Here is a 19,542-nt window from a genome sequence, read left to right as displayed (position 1 = left end):
GATCTAAATAAAAATTTTTAAAAAAATGTCACAAAACACAAAACAATTTGCCATTCACGAAGATTGGACGGTAGTAATCTTAGGTTTTCTGATTATTGGATTATCGCTTTCGGTTTTTCTTCTCCCAGTTCCAGTATTTAAATGGGCAAATTATACTGAACTTGTAGAGGATGTGTTTGGCTACGTTAATTTGAAAATTGTTTTACAGCAATTTATTTACCTAACGGCTATTGGAACTTTAGGAACTTTTCTAATAGGAAAGTCTGTTAAGGATTTTTTGCTGGGGTTTCCTGCCGTATATGTACTGACGGTTGTTGCATTGACAATTGCAGGTAATGGGCAGGTAAAAGCGCTTAATCTGGAAGCTGTAATTTTTAGTCTTTTTATAGGCTTATTCATTGGTAATTTCTTTACGCTCCCAACTTGGTTTCGTTCAGCACTTTCTACAGAATTGTTTGTTAAAGTTGGATTGATATTACTTGGTACCAGTGTGATTTTTTCAGATATTCTTAAGGCTGGTTTTTTAGGATTATTGCAAGCTTTAGTTGTAGTGCTGTCGGTTTGGTATTTTGCATTTTGGTTGTGCAAAAAGCTAAAAGTAGATGATGAACTCACTATGATGATATCCAGTGCCGTTTCTATTTGTGGAGTTTCGGCTGCAATTGCTACTTCTGGCGCCATAAAAGGAGACTCGAAGAAACTTTCCTATGTGATTTCTATGGTATTGATTACGGCTATCCCAATGATGATTTTTATGCCAATTATTGCAAAGTATTTTAACTTTTCAGAAGAAGTAACTGGCGCTTGGCTCGGAGGTAGTATCGACACTACGGGAGCTGTTGTTGCATCTGGTTCGCTGGTAGGAGAAACTGCTTTGAAAATAAGTACAATTGTAAAGTTTTCGCAGAATGTACTTTTAGGCATAGCGGCATTTGCGATATCCATATACTGGACATACACTAAGAATAAATCGTCTGAGGTTATTGAGTCTAAACCGACTTTGAGGATTATCTGGGAGCGCTTTCCAAAGTTCGTTATTGGTTTTATTGCTGCGTCATTGGTTTTTTCTTTTCTGGTTCCAATTGAAGTTAGGGATGCAACTAAAGACAGTTTGAAAAACCTTCAGAGTATTTGGTTCGCTTTGGCTTTTACCAGTATTGGTTTAGAGACAAATTTTAAAGATTTATTGAATTCAAATAGTAAAAAACCGTTCTATGCTTTCTTAATAGCACAAACGTTTAATGTTATCATTACTTTAATCATTGCCTTTATTTTGTTTGGCAAATGATGGAGTGTAATTAGCTGAGGAGAAAGACCAAATCCTCATGCTGTACAGTAAAATTAATTCTGTTTATCATACGGAACAGAGTTAATTGATTTTGGGTCATACTTGATTTTTTTTTTTTTGTAAGTGCAATAATTCATTTTTGAATTGTTGCACTTTTTTTTGTAAGATATATATTTATTAAATATTTTTCTGTGTTAATTTGTCGATTTTTTTTGTTGGTTAGCGAACTTTTTAATTATTTTTGAAGTAATGAATTTTTTAAACAAAGCAAATGAGTTATAAAATTACGCTACTTCTTACAGTCTTCTTTTCACTTTCCCTTTTTGCTAATGTTTCTCAGGCAGAAAAGGATGTCCTTATAAAATTAAACCAAACTACCAATGGTGCTAAATGGATTAATAAATGGGATCTTTCGTTGCCAATGGATAAATGGTATGGAGTCAAAGTTGTTGATGATAAGGTAATTTCCATAAACTTAAACAATAATAATTTGACAGGTCGTATTCCTGTTGAGATTAGTACATTGTTGAATTTACAGGAACTGAATTTAGGCACCAATTTATTGAATGGTGAAATTCCACTCAATATTGGTAATTTGAAGAATTTGCAAGTTTTGGACCTTTCGTTTAATAAATTAACTGGTTTTATTCCTGTTTCAATTTGTACTTTACCTAATTTAAAAACATTAGTACTCGATCGAAATATTTTATCGGGTGAGTTGCCTCCACAAATAGGGAAACTTTCGATGTTAGAGACTTTATCATTGTATGAAAATTCTTTTCAAGGACAATTACCTGTCTCTTTTTATGAGTTAAAATCTTTAAAATCAATATCTTTGTATTCTAATAGATTTACAGGAAAATTAAGTCCTGCAATTGGTAATCTAGTTTTGTTAGAAAATTTAAACCTTTTTGACAATGATTTTAGAGGGCAAGTCCCATTAGAATTGGAGAAATTAATCCATTTGAAAAAAATGAATATATCCTATAATTTGTTCTCAGGACTAGTTTCCAACAGATTGTCATTATTGGATAAATTAAATATGACCATGCGAAATGAAGTCGGAAACGTAGTTTCGTTACCCGTTATTAAAGGGTAATACTTCATTGCAAGGATTGAAGAGATCGAAAGTTGTTTGTTTTAATACATTTAGTTAGAATACCCTGTAAACTCATACATTACAGGGTTTTTCGTTTTTATATGTTATCCTAATTGTATATTATTTGGACAAATTAATTTCTGGATTAATAAACATTATTTGATTCTTACTCCTTTTCTTTTTTAGATGATGGCAAAAAGGCAGAATGCTCACTCTTAGCCCCGGTTGAAGTGGAAATCTTTATAAGTCTCGTCTTTTGGGACGAGACTTATAAGATTACCTTACTATACATTTATTTTCATAGGAGTTCAGTGAACTTCGTTTGTAAAGTAAAACGGGACGATGTTGACAAAAAAGCCTGATGTTTCTGCTCCAAAAACAATAATCGACCCTAGCTTATTGAATTCCCCTTCCTTTTTTAGTATTAAAATTTAATTTATTTAAACTATTGTTATTGTGGTAGTTGTATAATTGTGTTAAATTAGTGGAGAAAATAATACATTCTTTTTTTATGCAATCTTGATTACAAACAGTTTTTTGGGAGTTGTGCTTTTCTGATTAATGGTCAATGAAACTCCTCTTTAAAATTGGCTCTTTCCTTTTTTGATTTGGTTTGAAATTGCTTGACATGATTATGTACATGTTGCGTTTTTTTGAATCAACCTTGCCCGTGATTTAGTAATATTAGATATAACTTAATAAATAGAACAATGGCAGAATTAAAAAAACAGCAAACTGCGTTAGGAGACGCAGCAGCGAGACAGTTAGCAATTGCAACCCGTTCGGTTCCTCAAATGGGAACAATAACCCCAAGATGGCTGACACATCTTTTGCATTGGGTTCCTGTAGAAGCAGGGGTGTACCGTTTGAATAAAGTTAAAGATGCGACACATATCGAAGTGGATTGTTCGGCGAGAGATGAACGTTCACTTCCCAATACTTTTGTGGATTATATCGATAATCCCAAGGAGTATAATTTGGCAGCGGTTCAAACGATTGTTGAAGTGCATACCCGTGTTTCGGATTTGTACAGTAAACCATATAACCAAATTACGGAACAATTGCGTTTGGCTATTGAAACTATTAAGGAAAGACAAGAAAGCGAATTAATCAATAATAAAGATTATGGTTTATTGAGTAATGTGGTTCCTTCTCAAATTATTAAAACCAGAACAGGAGCACCAACACCAGATGATTTGGACGAATTGTTGACCAAAGTATGGAAAGAGCCTGGTTTCTTTTTGTTGCATCCGTTGGCTATCGCAGCATTTGGCCGTGAATGTACCCGTCGCGGAGTTCCGCCTCCAACAACTTCTATGTTTGGTTCCCAATTCCTAACTTGGAGAGGGATTCCGCTTATTCCTTCGGATAAATTACCGATTAAAAACGGAAAATCTAAAATCATATTGATGCGTACTGGCGAAAGCCGTCAAGGTGTAATTGGACTTATTTTACCTGGTTTGCAAGGAGAACAATCCCCTGGATTATCTGTTCGTTTTATGGGTATCAATGAAAAAGCGATTGCTTCCTATTTGGTATCGTTGTATTGTTCATTGGTAGTAACTGTTGATGATGCAATTGCGGTGCTGGAAGATGTGCAAATAGACAAGTACCATGAATACAAATACTAACAATCCTGGATTGCCGAATATTGAGGATTTGCAGCATTTAGCCAATGAGTTGTTCAGTGCTTTGCCCAACGAATTTCCAAAAGAGATTTCCTTGAGTCCAGATCATAATGAACATCCTCGTGCGACTAAAATAGCTAAAACACTCCTCACAGCCGGTAATTTAGGTCAGGTAGAAACCATTTTTCCAGTTAGTAGCCATGATACTTTAATGGCTCAATCGGGTTATGCACCGCCTGTAATTCCAAATCAGGCTGGAAGTCCTTTGGGTTTTTCACAATCTCCTCCATCAATGGGAGGTTTTGGTGGATCTCCATCGGTTGCTTCTTATGGAAATTTAGGGACTTTAGGAGTAGTTCCTAATTCTTTTTCGGGGATTCCCGATCCTAATTTTTTGGAACAGGACTTAAATGGTGTTGATATTTCAAAATATGCATTGGGAAGTGGAGACACACCGTTTGCTGTCGGTACGGGCAATAACGTGAATATGGAAAATCCGCAGACCGATTTCGCCGACATGAATTTGCAGAATAAAAAAGAAGAGTCATCCTATTTGCCATTTGAATATGAAGGAGCTTCTTTTGAAGCTGAATTAAAAGCGGCATTGGATTTGGTAAATACTAGTTTTGGGATTCCTTTGGAAAAAGACTCAGTTGGATTGGGACAAAAGAGCAGTTATTATTTTTTAGATCAAAACCCGTTTGCTTTTGATTCCAGAAAAACTGAGTTTTCATCTGTTGTGCCTATTCAACCACAATCCAGAAGCGGATGGGTTGGATCTAATTTTGATGCGAATTTGATCAAGAAAGATTTTCCGATTTTGAGCGAGACAGTAAACGGGAAACCATTAATCTGGTTCGATAATGCGGCGACTACCCAAAAACCGAAGGCAGTGATTGATCGTGTTGCCTATTTTTATGAACATGAAAATTCTAACATTCATCGGGCAGCACATGAATTGGCCGCAAGAGCTTCTGATGCTTATGAAGCCGCCCGTGAAAAAGTGAGAGTATTTCTGAATGCGGGTTCTGTGAATGAAATTGTTTTTGTTCGAGGAGCGACCGAAGGAGTTAATTTGGTAGCCGAAAGTTGGGGAAACCATAAACTGGTGGCGGGTGACGAGATAATTGTCAGCCATTTAGAACATCACGCTAATATAGTTCCCTGGAAACGTTTGGCTGATAAAAAAGGATTGGTTTTGAGAGTGATTCCGGTGGACGATGACGGACAAATTTTGCTTGATGAATATGCCAAATTGCTGAATTCTAAAACGAAGTTGGTTGCGTTTACTCAAGTTTCCAATGCATTGGGAACGGTAACGCCTGCCAAACAAATGGTTGAAATGGCTCATGCCGTTGGAGCCAAAGTGCTTTTGGACGGGGCACAGTCAGTTTCGCATATGAAAGTAGATGTTCGTTATCTCAATGCCGATTGGCTTGTTTTCTCTGGACATAAATTGTTTGGCCCAACAGGAATTGGCGTTGTGTATGGAAAAGAAGATTTGCTGAACGAAATGGAACCGTATCAATCCGGGGGGAATATGATTCAGGATGTGACTTTCGAGGAAATAAAATATCATATAGCGCCGAATCGTTTTGAAGCAGGTACCGGAAATATTGCTGATGCGATAGGCCTTGGCGCAGCAATTGACTACATTTCGAAAATAGGTATTGAAGCGATTGGACAGTATGAGCATTATTTGTTGGAATATGCCACACATTTACTCAAACAGATTCCAGGAGTACGATTGATAGGGACTGCTGCCAACAAAGCGAGCGTACTTTCGTTCACTTTGGAAGGTTTTACTAATGATGAGGTTGGAAAAGCGTTGAATAGGGAAGGGATCGCAGTGCGCACCGGACACCATTGTGCACAACCTATTTTAAGGAGAATGGGAGTAGAAACCACCGTTCGCCCTTCATTGGCTTTTTATAATACTTGTCAAGATGTGGATGTGTTTATAGAAACGCTCTGGCGATTAAAAACGGATAAATAGCAAAAACCTCAGGATTGTCCTGAGGTTTTTTCTTTGATTTTGTTGCTCTCTCTTTATAAAATAGAACTGGAGGATTGATGATGAAACTCAGGTTCGGATATTTTTTTTGTATTCTGTAAACCGAAAAGCGGTCGAACCAATAACCATCTTCTAATTAAGAATTCATATATTACCCACGACAGTAAAAAAGTTCCGATGGACATAATCGAGAATTTAAAGAAAGAATTCCATTGTAAATTCATTAAGTAATAACCCAAAAATACTGTTATCGTTTGGTGAAGGATGTAAAAAGGATATACTGCCTCATTACAGTATGTTAATGTTTTACTTGGTTTGTTGAGGTATTTTGAAGCATACCCAAACAGCGTTAGAATCCATGACCAAAAGGAGAAGACTTTGATTAAAGCTTCAGTAAAATGTCTAACGTAACTATCCTCAAAAGCGGTGATGATACACATTAGTAATGTAAAACCAATTATGCCACATTTTAAATAGGTCTTTCTGTTTGCTTCCACCGTTTTCCAGAAAGTTTCTTTTACGGAGATTAACAAGAATCCAAAAAAGAATAAAGTGATGCTATTGATAATGACAAACCAATCGCCAACCAAAGCATGAGTTTCTTTGAAAAAAGGCTCTATAAAAGCTTCGATCAGATAGAGCGGAACTATAAACCAATATAGACCGAATCTGGTACTGCTTATTTTTGTGGTAGTTCTTAGTATGAAATTATTTGGGTTGTTTCTTAAAAATATAAAAGCAGGAATAAGTACCAACGAGAATAGTAGTAAGTAAGGGATGAACCATAAATGATGCCAACTCAAGTTCCCAACGGGATATGTACCAATAAAGGCGTGCGAAGGCCAAAAGTCGAAATAACTGCCTTCGATCATTCTTTTTGAAAACTTTTCAAAATATACTTGCGGAGGCACGATAACCAACATTCCAAAAATTAACGGGAGTAGTAATTTTTTGGTTCTTTCAAAAGCGAATTGAGCTGCAGTTCTTTTCGAAAGGGCATAGGATGTTCCCATTCCGGAAATGACGAAAAGGATAGGCAGTCGCCATTGGTTTAAAAACAACATTGGATATTTAATCCATTCGTAGGTAATGTTATTTTTGATGTGCCACTCCCAATCCGGAGCTACAAAAAACATTCCCACATGATAAAAAATGAGTAATCCAAATACTATTACTCGAAGCCAGTCTAAGTCATATCTACGCATAAGTTCTAAAGTTTTTTGCAAATGTGTTAGCAAAAAAACAACACTGCAAATTCTTGTTCTGAATCGCAAGATTATGTGACGAAAGGCATTGTTCTGGGATGGTTGGCAAGATTTTGGGACAAACAACAAAGTGTTTTTATCGCTATGCAGTTGCAGTTTCGAACGATTGAATGAAGTTTCTGGAAACGGGAACGGTATCTGGGCAGTCTTTTAGTTGCACTTTATATCCTTGTGCATTTCCGGTAACCTTTTCGATGTGGTTTAGATTTAATAAAATTGATCGATGAGTTTTAATAATAAACGGAAAAGTACTCAACTGAATTTCCAAATTTTTGATAGGGATGCGTTTGATGAGTTTTTGAACTTTATCTTCTTTTTTGAGGAATATCTCAGCATAGTTTCCTTCCGCTTTGGCGTAAATAAAACTATGGCTTTCGAAAACAAATTTTTCCGATTTCACTTCTGTTTCAATAGTGACAGATGTGTTGTTTTGGATTTTCTTTGCATCAGTTATGGAGGAAGAAATACGGTCTGCTTTTTGACTATTTTTAAGTTGCTGTCTGTTTAAATTGATGGAAATGATGATAGGAGCAAGGAAAATACCAGCGATAAATGTATTGGAAATTTCTTCTATGAAATATCCCCAAGACCAATTCATGGGGTTGTCATAAATCACATCACGGATCAGAAATTGCGTGATTCCAGTAAAAAGAAGCAGAAAGAAAACTAAGATGCATTCGTTTTTGATTTTCCAGTCGTCAGTCGCTTTTGGAAACAGTTTACAGATTAATGCAATGCACAGCAATACTAATATAGGGGAGAAGGAATGGACGCAGCATATCCAAAAATAATGCATTTTCTGTTCTTGAGGGTTTACGTCAAAAGGCTGGAGCATGTAGTTGAAAAAAAAAGAAATCAAAAAAAATACAGCTGTTATTTGGAGAAGTTTTTTGCCTTCATAATAAAACGGATATGGCTGTTTCAAAAAGTTAAGAAGTGATGTTTTTTGATTCATTTTTTATTTGTCTTATGAGATGCTATAATTGCTAACCTATTTGTGTCTTGCGGAATTGTTGATTTTAGTTTAAAACAAATATATGTATAAAATCGTACTAACCGCAACAATTAATAAGCTGTCAAGCGTAGTTCATCTACCGAATAATTTATGAAAATTTTACATACTTAATTTCATTCGTAATCATTTTATTAATTAGCTTTGTTATAAACTGATAATTTAACGGTCGTTATTATATCATTTTCTTATTTTTAAAAGCTTTAATAAAGAATTCAACGAATATAGAGTTGAGACGATAAATTTAATTTAACCACATTTTAATCTTAAATAATATGGTAGTACAGTATCAAGGGGAGCAAAACGGAATCCCGACAACATTCACTTTAAGAATCATCGGGAACAATCTATCGAAAAGTAGTTCGAATTACCAAATTGATTTATTGGTAGGCGACAAACAGTTACCGACTTTTACGACATTAATTCACCAGAGTTTGTCTAATTGTTTAAAAGAAATTTACTTGTTTAGAAAACACAATGGTATCAAGTTTAATGCTTCTTCAGAGAAAGTAGCCCCTAAATTAGTTCCTTATGATTTGGTTTTATATAACGCTCACAAGCAAGGCTTGTTCGCTGCATAAAAAAATTTCTTAATTTCATAAAAAGACTGTTCATGATTTGAACAGTCTTTTTTTTGTGGGGTGGGATGGAGATTGTTTGCTAAATTTTTGATCTAAATTATTGCATAGTACAATATTTAAGAATTCAATAAATAAAAATAATTCAGATTTCTCTGGAGCTTTCAAGTAGTGGAACAGGACTCAGATCGTATTAATATGTTAATGTTAGTAATTGTACATAAATCTATATATTTTAAAGAATTCTTTGTTTTATTTCTTACCAAAATGATAGCATAATCCGTACAAAAAGGTATCCACTACATTATCAGCACCAACAATAACTCCTATATTTGGTGTAATTCTTACTTCTAGTGCCCCTCCATAGGCAAACTGAATTGTTGTATTTTCCGCATCCATTTGTTTTAAGCTGGTACCGCCCATTTTTACTGTTACAGTAACCCTTTTAAATTCTCCTCCTAATGAGCCATATATTCCATAAAATGATTTTTCATCATTCACTGTGTCAAATTGAGTTCTTTCAAACGAAACTCCATATGTTAGGATGTCAGTATATGAGACCCCTATTTCATAAGAGTCTGGTGCTGCTAATAAACTGACTTGAGTGCCTGGATAATAGTTGTCATTATCTTTAGCATATTGTTCTCTTTTTGATTGTGAGTTTGCTTGTGATGTTATTAAAATCATTAGTAATAGTAATTTTTTCATAACTATTCGTTTAAAATGTTACTAAAATCATCTTCTTTATTTTCCGATATGTGTTTTTGTAATTGTTTGTCACTAATGGAGTAGGCATTTTTAGAGAAATAATCTAAAAATTAAAAGTAAGTTCTGGGGTGACTGTTGCTTTAAATTCCTCACTCAATTATATATCTATATAAAGTTAATGTATTAATAGTCAATTACATAAAAATTTAAGTACAATTTAACTGCCTAAAATTATAAATGGTAAAAATAATTTACAAGCAGATATATTTTTTGTTATTTTATTTATTTGTGGAGTGAAAAATGTGCTTGAAAATAATAGATTAGATGTTTTTTATAAGGAAGAAGTAGTGGTATATAACGAAAAAAGCTCCAGATTTCTCTGAAGCTTGTCTTAGTAGCTCGTAATCTTGAAAAATCTAACGAGTTTCTGGAAGATTATTATAAAAAATATTTGTGTGAAATGATCTTTAAAAAAGTGATTTTTTAAATTTAAACCTACACACTTTTTTAGGATGGCGTTAAAAAAGGAATCACTTTATTGATCCATAAGATGATTTTTATTAGATTCCTTCAAGATTCAGGTAAAAATGATTAGTTCCGAACCCCAACTTTGATCTATTGAAGATTGATGTTTATCATCTCTCCGTCTTTAACAATTTTATTGATTAATGTTTTCTTGCCATCAGATACTGTAATTTTTAGTTTTTTATCGACTCTTTCAACGGTAATGTCAAAATCATGTTCAAATGCATAGATATGACGCAATTTCATCACTGGCCAGGATTTAGGAAGGCGTGGTGTGAAATCGAAACTGTGTAAACCTGTAGGACGGATGCCAAATAATCCTTCGGTGAAAATTCTGCAATACAAGCCACTTTCTGCCGAAAGGTGACGTTGATCTCCTTCTGGATAGGCTTCTACAGGGTAAGGAACATGATCGCCCAATAAACGACGGTTTGAATAATAATGTAAAAATTCAAGCGCTTTGTCTGTTTCTCCTGCTGCCAATACACCTCTCAACGCATATAAAGTTGATCGATCCCAAAATATTTTGTCACCTGCAATACTGGCAAGACCATCTTTAGTCCATAATCTTGGTGAAAATAAAGCGGCTATAGTTCCGTCTTTTCGATCATAGATACCCATTGTGAGTGGGGTACATATCCATGCTCTTAGAATGTCATTCTCTTTGTAATATTTGTAGGTCTCAAATCCTTCTACTTTAGAACCAAAATACTTTTCAATAGCTGTTCTTAATTTTTCAGCTTGAGCTTTGTATGTTTTAAGTTGAGCTTCGTCTTTTCCTAAAGCTTCACCCAAATAAACTGCTGAATTAAGTGCATCGTAGTATAAAGAAGAAGTGTTAAGGTTTGCTTTTCCGGCAGGAAGACGTCCTTCTAGTTCATCAGAATCAGAGGTTACTACACCATCAGTGTTTAATTTTCTGTGACAGTATTCAAGACACCATTCAATTAATGGCCATAATTGTTTGGCCTCATTTACATTTCCTCTGGAAAGGGCATAACGTGAAGCTCCATAAGCAATCATTGCTCCATCACCACGGTCACCGGCTCCATCCCAAATATCAGTTCCCTCTGCAACGATTGAACTTGGAATTGGTTTATATTCTTTGTTGATGAATCTTGCAAATTGGAGGTAAGCGTTTAATGATGCTTTATTGCCATATTCGTACCCTAAATAAGGAAAGAAAGGCCCAATATATTCTGCTTGATCGTTAGCCCATATAGCGGCGTAATAAGATTCTCCTCCTGGGCCGTGCATAGGACCGCCTTTGGTTTCGAAAATACTTTCTGAAGCTCTGATTTTAGCAAAGGCAAATTCTGTATTCAAAACCTGGTCAGGTGTTTCTAATACAAGTTTGTTCCATACTTCATGGATTAATTTTAAGCGTTTGTTTTTTTCTTCATCTATATTTACTGCTGGAACTTGTTCATTTGCTTTAACCCCGGAGTAGAAAACAGAAAAACTAATTGTTTCATTTGCTTGAAGATTAAAATTCCCTTGATTAAAAATATCTACGTGTAGAGCGTAACTGCCTTCTGTTCCTTTTGCTGGATCTGAAGTGTAAACAGCATTTGATTTTGGAATTTCTACCGCGCAGGTTTTTCCGGAGATGTTTTTAATGGTATAAATTTCGCAATAGCCTGCCAAGGTTGTTGATGGGAAATACTGTCTGGTTAGTTCAAGGATGTTAGCGGCTTTACTCTTAACAAGCAATGTTCCATTGAGAGTTAATGAAACTACTTTTTCTGCTGTGATAGGTTTGTAATTCACCGTTACCAAATCAAAGGCATCTTGCGCAAATTGTCGCGTAAGACTTGCGTGGGTATTATTGGGAATGGTTCTTAACATTGGCCACACTAAGCTGCGGGTGGCATGGAAGGAACCATCTGCAGCTACACCGTATCGGAGAACGCAAGAGATTTTTTTACCACTCATTTCGATATGATCATCATGGGGAATGTTGCTATTTATTTGCCAAGAAATAGAACCATCTTGATCGATTTGCCAGCGGCGGTCTTCCTGCGAAAATGATTTACTCGTTATAAAGCAAAAAGCTACAACGGCAAATAAAAAAGGTCTTCGTTTTTTCTTAAATGATTTGTTCATGAAATTTATTTTTAAATTGCTATTATCTATTATATTAGTAGCGTTTGGATGAGTAATTTTTTTTGGATAAATATTTTGCTTATTTTGTTATTACTTGCATGATGCATTTATTTTTTGTCCTGAATTTACTGGGACATCAACAAATGTATATGAATTCCCGTTATCATCTTTCTTGTGATTGGCAACAATTTTTTCATTATTTATAAATACCGTATCATAACTTCCGGAAAACATGGCTCTCCATTGTACAGGAATGTTGCCTTTGTTATGAAGCGTTGTTTTTTGACTTTCTTGTTTTAAAAATAGCACCGTGTTTAAAACGGGTAAATTGTCCACTTCGGATATTACTCCACTTTTTCCGCGATATAAAGTAGTTACCGTCTTTTTTGTGGCATCAGGTTCTATCCCCATATAGCCATGTATAATACCCTCAATTACACTATAGGAAACTTCAGGGTATTCTCTTCTTTTTGTAGTAGGATCTGTTAAGTATAAAATATATTCATAGGCTTTATCTCCAAATCCATATTTGTACAGTAAAAAAGGAAGATAAGATGAACTCTCAACATTTGCTTTTTCTGAAATAATGTGTTCAATCATTTTTTTAGTTCGGTTTGTATCTTTAAGAGCATCAAACCATAATAAAAAGAGTTCGCTGGGATCCTTACTAAATTTACCGTCACTAGTATAGATAACATTATAAGTTGAAGCCGTGCTATCCCACCAGATATTCTCTATATTTAGCTGATATTTTTCTGCTTTTCTTTCGTAGAATTCTGCTTTTTTAATATCACCGTTTAGCTTTAAGATAGAAGAGTATGTCATCAATCCACGGTAAATTGCAGCGACCAAATCTACTCCCATTATTAATTTCGGAATTCCTTCAGAATATGATGGCAGACCGCGACTACTGTGAAAAGCGTTTTTACTATCGAAAGTAACACTGGCATTTGGAAATTCTGGTCTTGTTAATAATGAGTCTGCATCTAGTATCCAACGGTCTATATATTTGGTTGCGGATTTTTCGAAGAAATTTTCAAATTCTGGTTTTTTTATATAGGCTTCATCGCCTGTCCATAAGTACAATCTCCAACAAGCGAACATTACATCAAAATTACTGCCAAGGTTATACCAAAATTCCTTGTCATTCCTATAATCTTCAGGGGCGGGTTTTCCATTTTTGTTGATTTCCCAGTACGAACACCAGTCTTTGTTTTCTGAAATGTTTTTGGCGAAAAGAGAAAGCATGTTTTTGTTTTCTTTGTTCAGTCCCAGTATTTCAGCCCCGATGCTTTGGTGTGATACATCCCGCATACAAAAAGCAGATCGGGTTGGAAGTGCGGCTTCGTACCATGGTCCAACGGGGTCATTAGAATCTCCTTTGTAACTAAGAGCCATACTCTTTGCGCGGTTAAAAGCTTGTTCCATTGCTGTGTCTGAAGACTTGAAAGTGATCGTTCCGCTTTGTCCAAGTGCATTAAAAAAGAAACAGCAATTTACAACTATAATTATAAAACCATTTTTCATGTAGCTATTTTCTATTTGAATTGTTATTTAAAAATGTGTGGGTTATTGAGAACAGATCTCGTAAACCTAGTCATTAGGTGTAATAAATCCTTAATGTCTACTTTTGGTGCCTACGTGTCATTTTAGGTTTGTGATTAAAGCTTTAAAAAGCAAACCCACACAATTTATATGGTGGGTTTGCGGACTCATCAGTTTTTATGAATTTTATCTTATAACTGATACTAACAAAATATTAAATTTAAAAAAGTGAGCGCATATAAAATGCAATCTTAATTGTATCCTGGATTTTGAGCAAGATCAGTTCTGTTCATTTCAGTTCTTGGAATTGGTAATAAATATTGTTTAGGATTGAAAATTCTAGGTTGTACTTCTTTGTAAGTATAGGTCTTTGATCCATCGCTATTCTTGATGATAGATACTCCCATCAAAGGTTTGTTTTCTGTTATTTCAGCTATTTTCCAGCGACGTACATCATAATAACGATGTCCTTCTAAGCATAATTCAACTTGTCTTTCATTGCGGATTTTATTTTCTAAGGCAGTGCCAGTCAAGCTGGCTAATGGAACTGTTATACCGGCACGTTCTCTAAGCTTATTTAAATACTCTAGAGCAATACTTTCATTTCCAAGTTTGAATTGTGCTTCAGCATAATTAAGATAAATTTCGCCTAAACGGGAAACTGTCCAAGCTTTGTTTGTTTGCCATTCTGCTCCATTAAAATTATACGTAGTGTCACAATATTTGCGGAAATTATAACCGGTACGACTATAATTCCAATTATCCCATCCTTCATGAGAATCGAGTCCATCTTTGTAATATTCTGCTACATTTGAATGTCCTGCATCATAACGATCTTGGCAGAATTCTGGGCGACCATAGCTACGTCCGTCGTATATAATATTTTTGTAAAAACGAGGATCTCTGTTTACATATGGCTTTTGAGGATCATAACCTGATGTAGGATCTGTTATGTCTTTACCATCTCCTGTTCCGAAAGCATCTACTAAAGCTTGACTAGGTGCAAATGAAGACCAACCATGAAAGCCATTTGGAGAAAGGAACGTTTCAACAAAATTATTAGCATCAGTTTTCTCAGTCAAACGAGCTAGAATGATTTCTGAATTATTGGTAGTGAAAAGATCTGCATAATTTTTGGTATAAAGATTATAGAGATTTAGATCAATTACAGCTTTTGCAGCATCAGATGCTTTTTGCCATTTTGTTACGTCATTATTTGTATTCCATTGTGGACTAGCAGCATAAAGTAAAACTGTTGATTTTATAGCAAGTGCGGCACCTTTTGTCACTCTTCCAAAGCTAGATGTGGTTAATGGTAGTAAAGCAGCTGCCTTGTCTAACTCTGTTACAATAAAATTAACAGATTCATCATATGTACTACGTGCTACTTTATAATTGCTGTTTAAATCAAAAGGTTCAGTAATTATTGGAACTCCTCCATAATCTCTAGTTAATTTAAAATAGGCATAAGCTCTTAAAAAAAGGACTTCTCCTTTTAATTGGTTACGCTTAGCTTCATCTCCAGGAACATTGTCAATCTTAGATAAAAATATATTGCAATTTTGAATGGTAGAATAGGTTATTGACCATATGTCAAATCTGCTTAAATTATCTGGCGTCGTTGCCCCATTATTAATGTTGGCTGTTCTGTAATCGTTAAATTCATTATATCCTTCATCACAAGCAGCATTTAGAGCCCAAGTACGATTTGAGGTTTGGTCCCAATTGTGTTGAGTGCTTGGTAGTACAACATAGAGTTGGTTGGCAAAAGCTTCAGCCAGTTTTAAATCACTCCATACGGTTGCATCGGTGTAAGAGTCCAATGGGGCTTTGTCTAAAGGGTTTGGTTCACAAGACACGAGGGTCGTAATTGCCATAAAAAAGGAAGCGAGTATGATTGTCTTACTCTTTATATTTACTAGTTTGTTGGGTTTATAATTTTTCATGTGTAGTTTATGTTTGTTTTTTATAAGTATCATATTTTATTTGAATCATTATTATAATTCTAGAGATAGACCTATTCTGTAAACACGGGTTTGTGGATAATTAACCCCAGTCTTGTTGTCAGTTTCTGGATCTAGGTTGTATCTTTTCATGTTATCTATAGAAAACAAATTACTTCCTCCAGCATAAAACTTCATATTTGATATTCCATATTTAGAAAGTAATTTTTCTGGTAAAAAATAAGAAATCTGTAATGATTTTAAGCGTAAGAAAGAAGCGTCTTTTAACCATAAGTCTGCATCGACATTGTTTTTAATATCATCGGAATTGAATGCTGCGGGGTAAGACGCATTCGGATTGTCTACAGTATATCTTTCGTTATATAACCATTGAGGAGGAGCTGTAATAGAACCTTGTGCTTGCGGACTTACCATTTGTTTAGCCTTTGATTGTCCAGACCAAAGCAAGTCTATAGATACTCTTTTGTATTCAGCTCTCATAGGGATACCGTAAGCTATTTTTGGCGTAGCTGATTCTTCAATTCTAACCATATCATTAGATGTGATTTGACCATTTTTGTCTGTGTCTTTTATCCAAAGATCTCCAGGTTGTACTCCTGATAAATGTGGTGAATTGTCAACTTCGGCCTGTGTATGGTATATGCCGTTGGTTTGGTAAATTAACCATGAATCAACTGCTTTTCCGGTTGCTTTTTGCCATTCTGGGACATTTGGAGATTCGTCACGAAAGACTACTTCACTTTGTGCATAGGTAAGATTAAAACCAAGGCTGTATTTAAATTCAGTACTTGTTTCTGCGAAATTAACAGACCAATCAACACCTCTGTTAAGAGATTCTCCAATATTTTCTTTTGGGAGTGATAATCCAGTGTATAAAGGTACAGATGCGTTTCTTGTTGCCAAAATATTGCTTCTTGTATTGCTGAAATAATCAAAAGAAGCGGTCAATCTGTTGTTTAAGAATGCAAAATCAAATCCAATATTTTTTGAAATTTGTTCTTCCCAAGTTATATTTGGATTTGGGGACGCACTAAGAGCAATATTACTAGATACTTTATAATCACCAAAAGCAGTGAGAGTTTTGTAGAAGTCAGATATTTGGTATCTTGTCAAGAATAAATATTGGTTCGGATTATATACGTTATCAATCCATTCCCCCATGTCGTCATTCCCCATTTTTCCCCAAGAAGCTCTTATTTTAAGTTGGTCGATTCCTTTTACATTATCTTTGAAAAATTTTTCTTCGGATATTTTCCAACCTGCTGATATTGCTGGGAACAACCCCCATTGGTTGTCTTTAGGGAAATTGAAAGATCCGTTATAACGAGTGGAAATCTCAGCAAAATATTTGTTGTCATAGTTATAGGCTAAACGACCTAAGTAGCTTTCCCTTCCGTCTTGGTATGCGCTTCCGTTGCCTTGTTGGCCTTCGGTAGATCCTGTGAAAATTTGATCTAATTGATCACTCAATAAATTTTTTCTATAGGCCCATGTTTCTGTTTTGTCCTTTGTGTTTTGCTCATATCCCACAAAAGCATTAAATCCATGTTTGTCGAATTTGCGATCGTATGCTAATTTTAAGAAAACAGTGTTTTGATTTGCAATTTGCTCGTTTTGATAAACAGATGTTTCACCAGTGCTATTTTTTACGTTATTGTAGGTGTCTGTTGTTTTGTCATAAGTATATGCATCCCATTGTTTTTTGAATTTTTTCTGACTACGAACATTATAATCAAATGCTGCATATCCACTTAACGACAATCCTTCAGTGATACGTGGTAATTTTAAGTCAAATCCTAATGTTGGATTAACAACAAGGTTTATGACTTTATCATAACCGGGAGCAGACGAAGACATTAATATTGGGTTATTCCCTCTTGAAACACCAGCAGATGGAAATCCATTTTTCCAATAAGCGGGAATATATGGATACATACTTACGGTTTCGTGCAGGATACTACCGATACCAGCTACAGGGTATAGTCTGTCTTCTTTTCGGGTAGCAATATCTAAGTTAACTTTTAAGTTTGCAGATATATTAACATCAATGTTTGATCTTAAGTTAAACTGTTTGTATCTTTCGTCGCTATCTCTAAGGTTACTTTCTTGATTTAAATATTGACCAGAGAAAAAATACTTAACTTGTTCATTACCTCCATTTACAGAGAGGGATTGATTAGTTTGTGGTGCGTCTTTTCTAAATACTTCTTTATACCAGTCTGTGCTTGTATAATTAGGATCATTACCTGCTTTATATTTGTCTATTTCGGTTTGTTCGTATTGAGGATCTGACCCTTTGCGTTGATTGATTTCATTATAGTAGGTCATGTATTCCCAAGAGTTAACTCTTTCATCCCTTCTGGTTAATTGTTGGATGCCATAATTCCCGTCATATTTAATTACTGGGGCGCCAATTTTACCTCTTTTTGTGGTAACTAAGATTACTCCATTTGCAGCTCTAACACCATAAATTGCAGCTGATGCATCTTTTAAAATGGTAACTGACTCAATGTCGTCTTGGTTTATCCTATTTAAATCACGGTCAGCAATACCATCAACCACAACTAGAGGAGATTTACCTCCTCCAAATGAATTGAATCCTCTAATTAAAATATTTGAGTTATCATCACCAGGTCTTCCTGAGCGATTATTTGCAATTACTCCAGATACACGTCCGGCTAACCCATTTGAAACGTTTGCAGATGCATTTTGGGTTAAGGCCGACCCTTTAACAACTCCAATAGCTCCTGTCGTAGCTCCTTTTTTCTGAGTACCATATCCTACAACAACGACTTCGTTTAAGGTTTGGTTTTGTTCTTCTAGTTGAATATTTATAGTGCTTGTTGTATTGGTTACAGCGACCTCCTTAGTGGTGAAACCTGTAAATGAAACGACAAGTATACTATTTGAGTCTGGAACATCTATTGTAAAATTACCATCGAAGTCAGTGGTCACCGCATTTTTTGTTCCTTTTACAAGTATAGTTGCACCGGGTAATGGTTCTCCTTTTGCGGCTGTTACTTTACCTTTAATTGTTTTTTGTACTTTGGATAAAATGTCCGAATTGTTTGTTTTTTCCAGTTTAGAAATTGACAAATTTGTTCTTGTTCCATTGCTCCCAGTGGTTGGAGTGTTATTTAATTTCAAGAAAAAGTTAATGTCTTTTGATTCTGTTGCTGCCGAAACTTGTAATGTCATGGCTAAAAAGAACCCGGATGTTAATTTGGTAATCTTCCAGATTTCAGAAGTAAGCCAATCGTTGGTTGGTTTGTCTTTGGTTATTAATTTCATAATTTTTAAAAAATGGTTTTGGTTAGTAATGTACTCTCAAGTTTCTCTTAATTTATCTCCTGTTTCCACTTTGAGAAAACAAACAAAAATGCAATGAGTGCTTACAGATTGTTCCTGAAGAAGAGATAGATGTGAGAACCAAAATTATAAATGTTTCTATACTAGTACATACCAGTACCTACTAGTTTTTTATGAAATGTTTAAAAAACATGTAAAATTTAAATTAATATGGAAAACAAAGTGGGTAATATATGAATATAATTCATGTAACGTGTGATTTATAGAAATAATGAGTTTTTCTGAATTTTTCATGACTTTAAAAAGCAACTTTAGGTTTAACCTAAAAGAGGAAAAGAAGGGTTTTATTTTTTAGAATAATAACATAAAATGAAGAAGAAAAAATATTAGGATTGCGATGTAATAATGGTTTTTTTTTGGTTTACTGAATAGCAAACTTTGCACTTTGGAAGCTGAATCATTTTTTCTTAAATGAATATAAAATGATGTTACTTTGGATCT

At 34.9% G+C, this 19,542-nt stretch carries 12 protein-coding genes; 5 read left to right on the top strand and 7 right to left on the bottom strand.

From position 1 onward, the window contains the following. Nucleotides 1-25 precede the first annotated feature (25 nt). From AC1DY0_RS06235 to AC1DY0_RS06220, 4 genes are all read left to right on the top strand, one after another. Nucleotides 26-1,288 (top strand): YeiH family protein, encoded by a 1,263-nt coding sequence (locus AC1DY0_RS06235; protein ID WP_477187774.1) that lies wholly within the window; start codon nucleotides 26-28, stop codon nucleotides 1,286-1,288. A 271-nt stretch (nucleotides 1,289-1,559) separates the two neighbouring features. After that, nucleotides 1,560-2,387, top strand: coding sequence for a leucine-rich repeat domain-containing protein (locus tag AC1DY0_RS06230; protein ID WP_477187773.1), 828 nt, complete (start codon nucleotides 1,560-1,562; stop codon nucleotides 2,385-2,387). A gap of 710 nt (nucleotides 2,388-3,097) precedes the next feature. Then, entirely contained in the window at nucleotides 3,098-4,018 is a 921-nt protein-coding gene (locus AC1DY0_RS06225) for a family 2A encapsulin nanocompartment shell protein (protein WP_116796008.1), read from the top strand. Beyond that, nucleotides 4,002-6,011, top strand: a complete 2,010-nt coding sequence (locus AC1DY0_RS06220) for a family 2A encapsulin nanocompartment cargo protein cysteine desulfurase (protein WP_477187772.1) — start codon at nucleotides 4,002-4,004, stop codon at nucleotides 6,009-6,011. Before AC1DY0_RS06225 ends, AC1DY0_RS06220 begins: the two co-directional genes overlap by 17 nt. A gap of 53 nt (nucleotides 6,012-6,064) precedes the next feature. Here AC1DY0_RS06220 and AC1DY0_RS06215 read toward each other — a convergent pair whose 3' ends face one another. After that, the gene (locus tag AC1DY0_RS06215) at nucleotides 6,065-7,234 is read right to left on the bottom strand and encodes an acyltransferase family protein (protein ID WP_477187771.1); all 1,170 of its coding nucleotides are present in this window, start codon (nucleotides 7,232-7,234) and stop codon (nucleotides 6,065-6,067) included. A 142-nt stretch (nucleotides 7,235-7,376) separates the two neighbouring features. Further along, the gene (locus AC1DY0_RS06210; RefSeq protein ID WP_477187770.1) at nucleotides 7,377-8,249 is read right to left on the bottom strand and encodes a LytTR family transcriptional regulator DNA-binding domain-containing protein; all 873 of its coding nucleotides are present in this window, start codon (nucleotides 8,247-8,249) and stop codon (nucleotides 7,377-7,379) included. A 332-nt stretch (nucleotides 8,250-8,581) separates the two neighbouring features. Between AC1DY0_RS06210 and AC1DY0_RS06205 the strand changes: the two genes are divergently transcribed. Next, nucleotides 8,582-8,887 (top strand): hypothetical protein, encoded by a 306-nt coding sequence (locus AC1DY0_RS06205; RefSeq protein WP_477187769.1) that lies wholly within the window; start codon nucleotides 8,582-8,584, stop codon nucleotides 8,885-8,887. A 249-nt stretch (nucleotides 8,888-9,136) separates the two neighbouring features. Here the strand turns inward: AC1DY0_RS06205 and AC1DY0_RS06200 are convergent, their stop codons facing one another. The 5 genes from AC1DY0_RS06200 to AC1DY0_RS06180 form a co-directional block, all read right to left on the bottom strand. Then, complete coding sequence (locus tag AC1DY0_RS06200) at nucleotides 9,137-9,592, bottom strand: hypothetical protein (protein WP_477187768.1); 456 nt, start codon at nucleotides 9,590-9,592, stop codon at nucleotides 9,137-9,139. A 615-nt stretch (nucleotides 9,593-10,207) separates the two neighbouring features. Further along, a complete protein-coding gene (locus AC1DY0_RS06195) occupies nucleotides 10,208-12,223 on the bottom strand; it encodes a hypothetical protein (protein WP_477187767.1) in 2,016 nt (671 codons plus the stop codon). 90 nt (nucleotides 12,224-12,313) lie between these two features. After that, the gene (locus tag AC1DY0_RS06190; protein ID WP_477187766.1) at nucleotides 12,314-13,750 is read right to left on the bottom strand and encodes a trehalase family glycosidase; all 1,437 of its coding nucleotides are present in this window, start codon (nucleotides 13,748-13,750) and stop codon (nucleotides 12,314-12,316) included. A gap of 269 nt (nucleotides 13,751-14,019) precedes the next feature. Next, complete coding sequence (locus tag AC1DY0_RS06185) at nucleotides 14,020-15,714, bottom strand: RagB/SusD family nutrient uptake outer membrane protein (RefSeq protein WP_477187765.1); 1,695 nt, start codon at nucleotides 15,712-15,714, stop codon at nucleotides 14,020-14,022. A 51-nt stretch (nucleotides 15,715-15,765) separates the two neighbouring features. Then, a complete protein-coding gene (locus AC1DY0_RS06180; RefSeq protein WP_477187764.1) occupies nucleotides 15,766-19,023 on the bottom strand; it encodes a SusC/RagA family TonB-linked outer membrane protein in 3,258 nt (1,085 codons plus the stop codon). Between the last annotated feature and the right edge of the window lie 519 nt (nucleotides 19,024-19,542).

The organism is Flavobacterium sp. P1_E4, assembly GCF_056405915.1.
The sequence above is the reverse complement of the archived record's forward strand: the minus strand, read 5'-3'. Positions and strand labels throughout refer to the sequence as shown.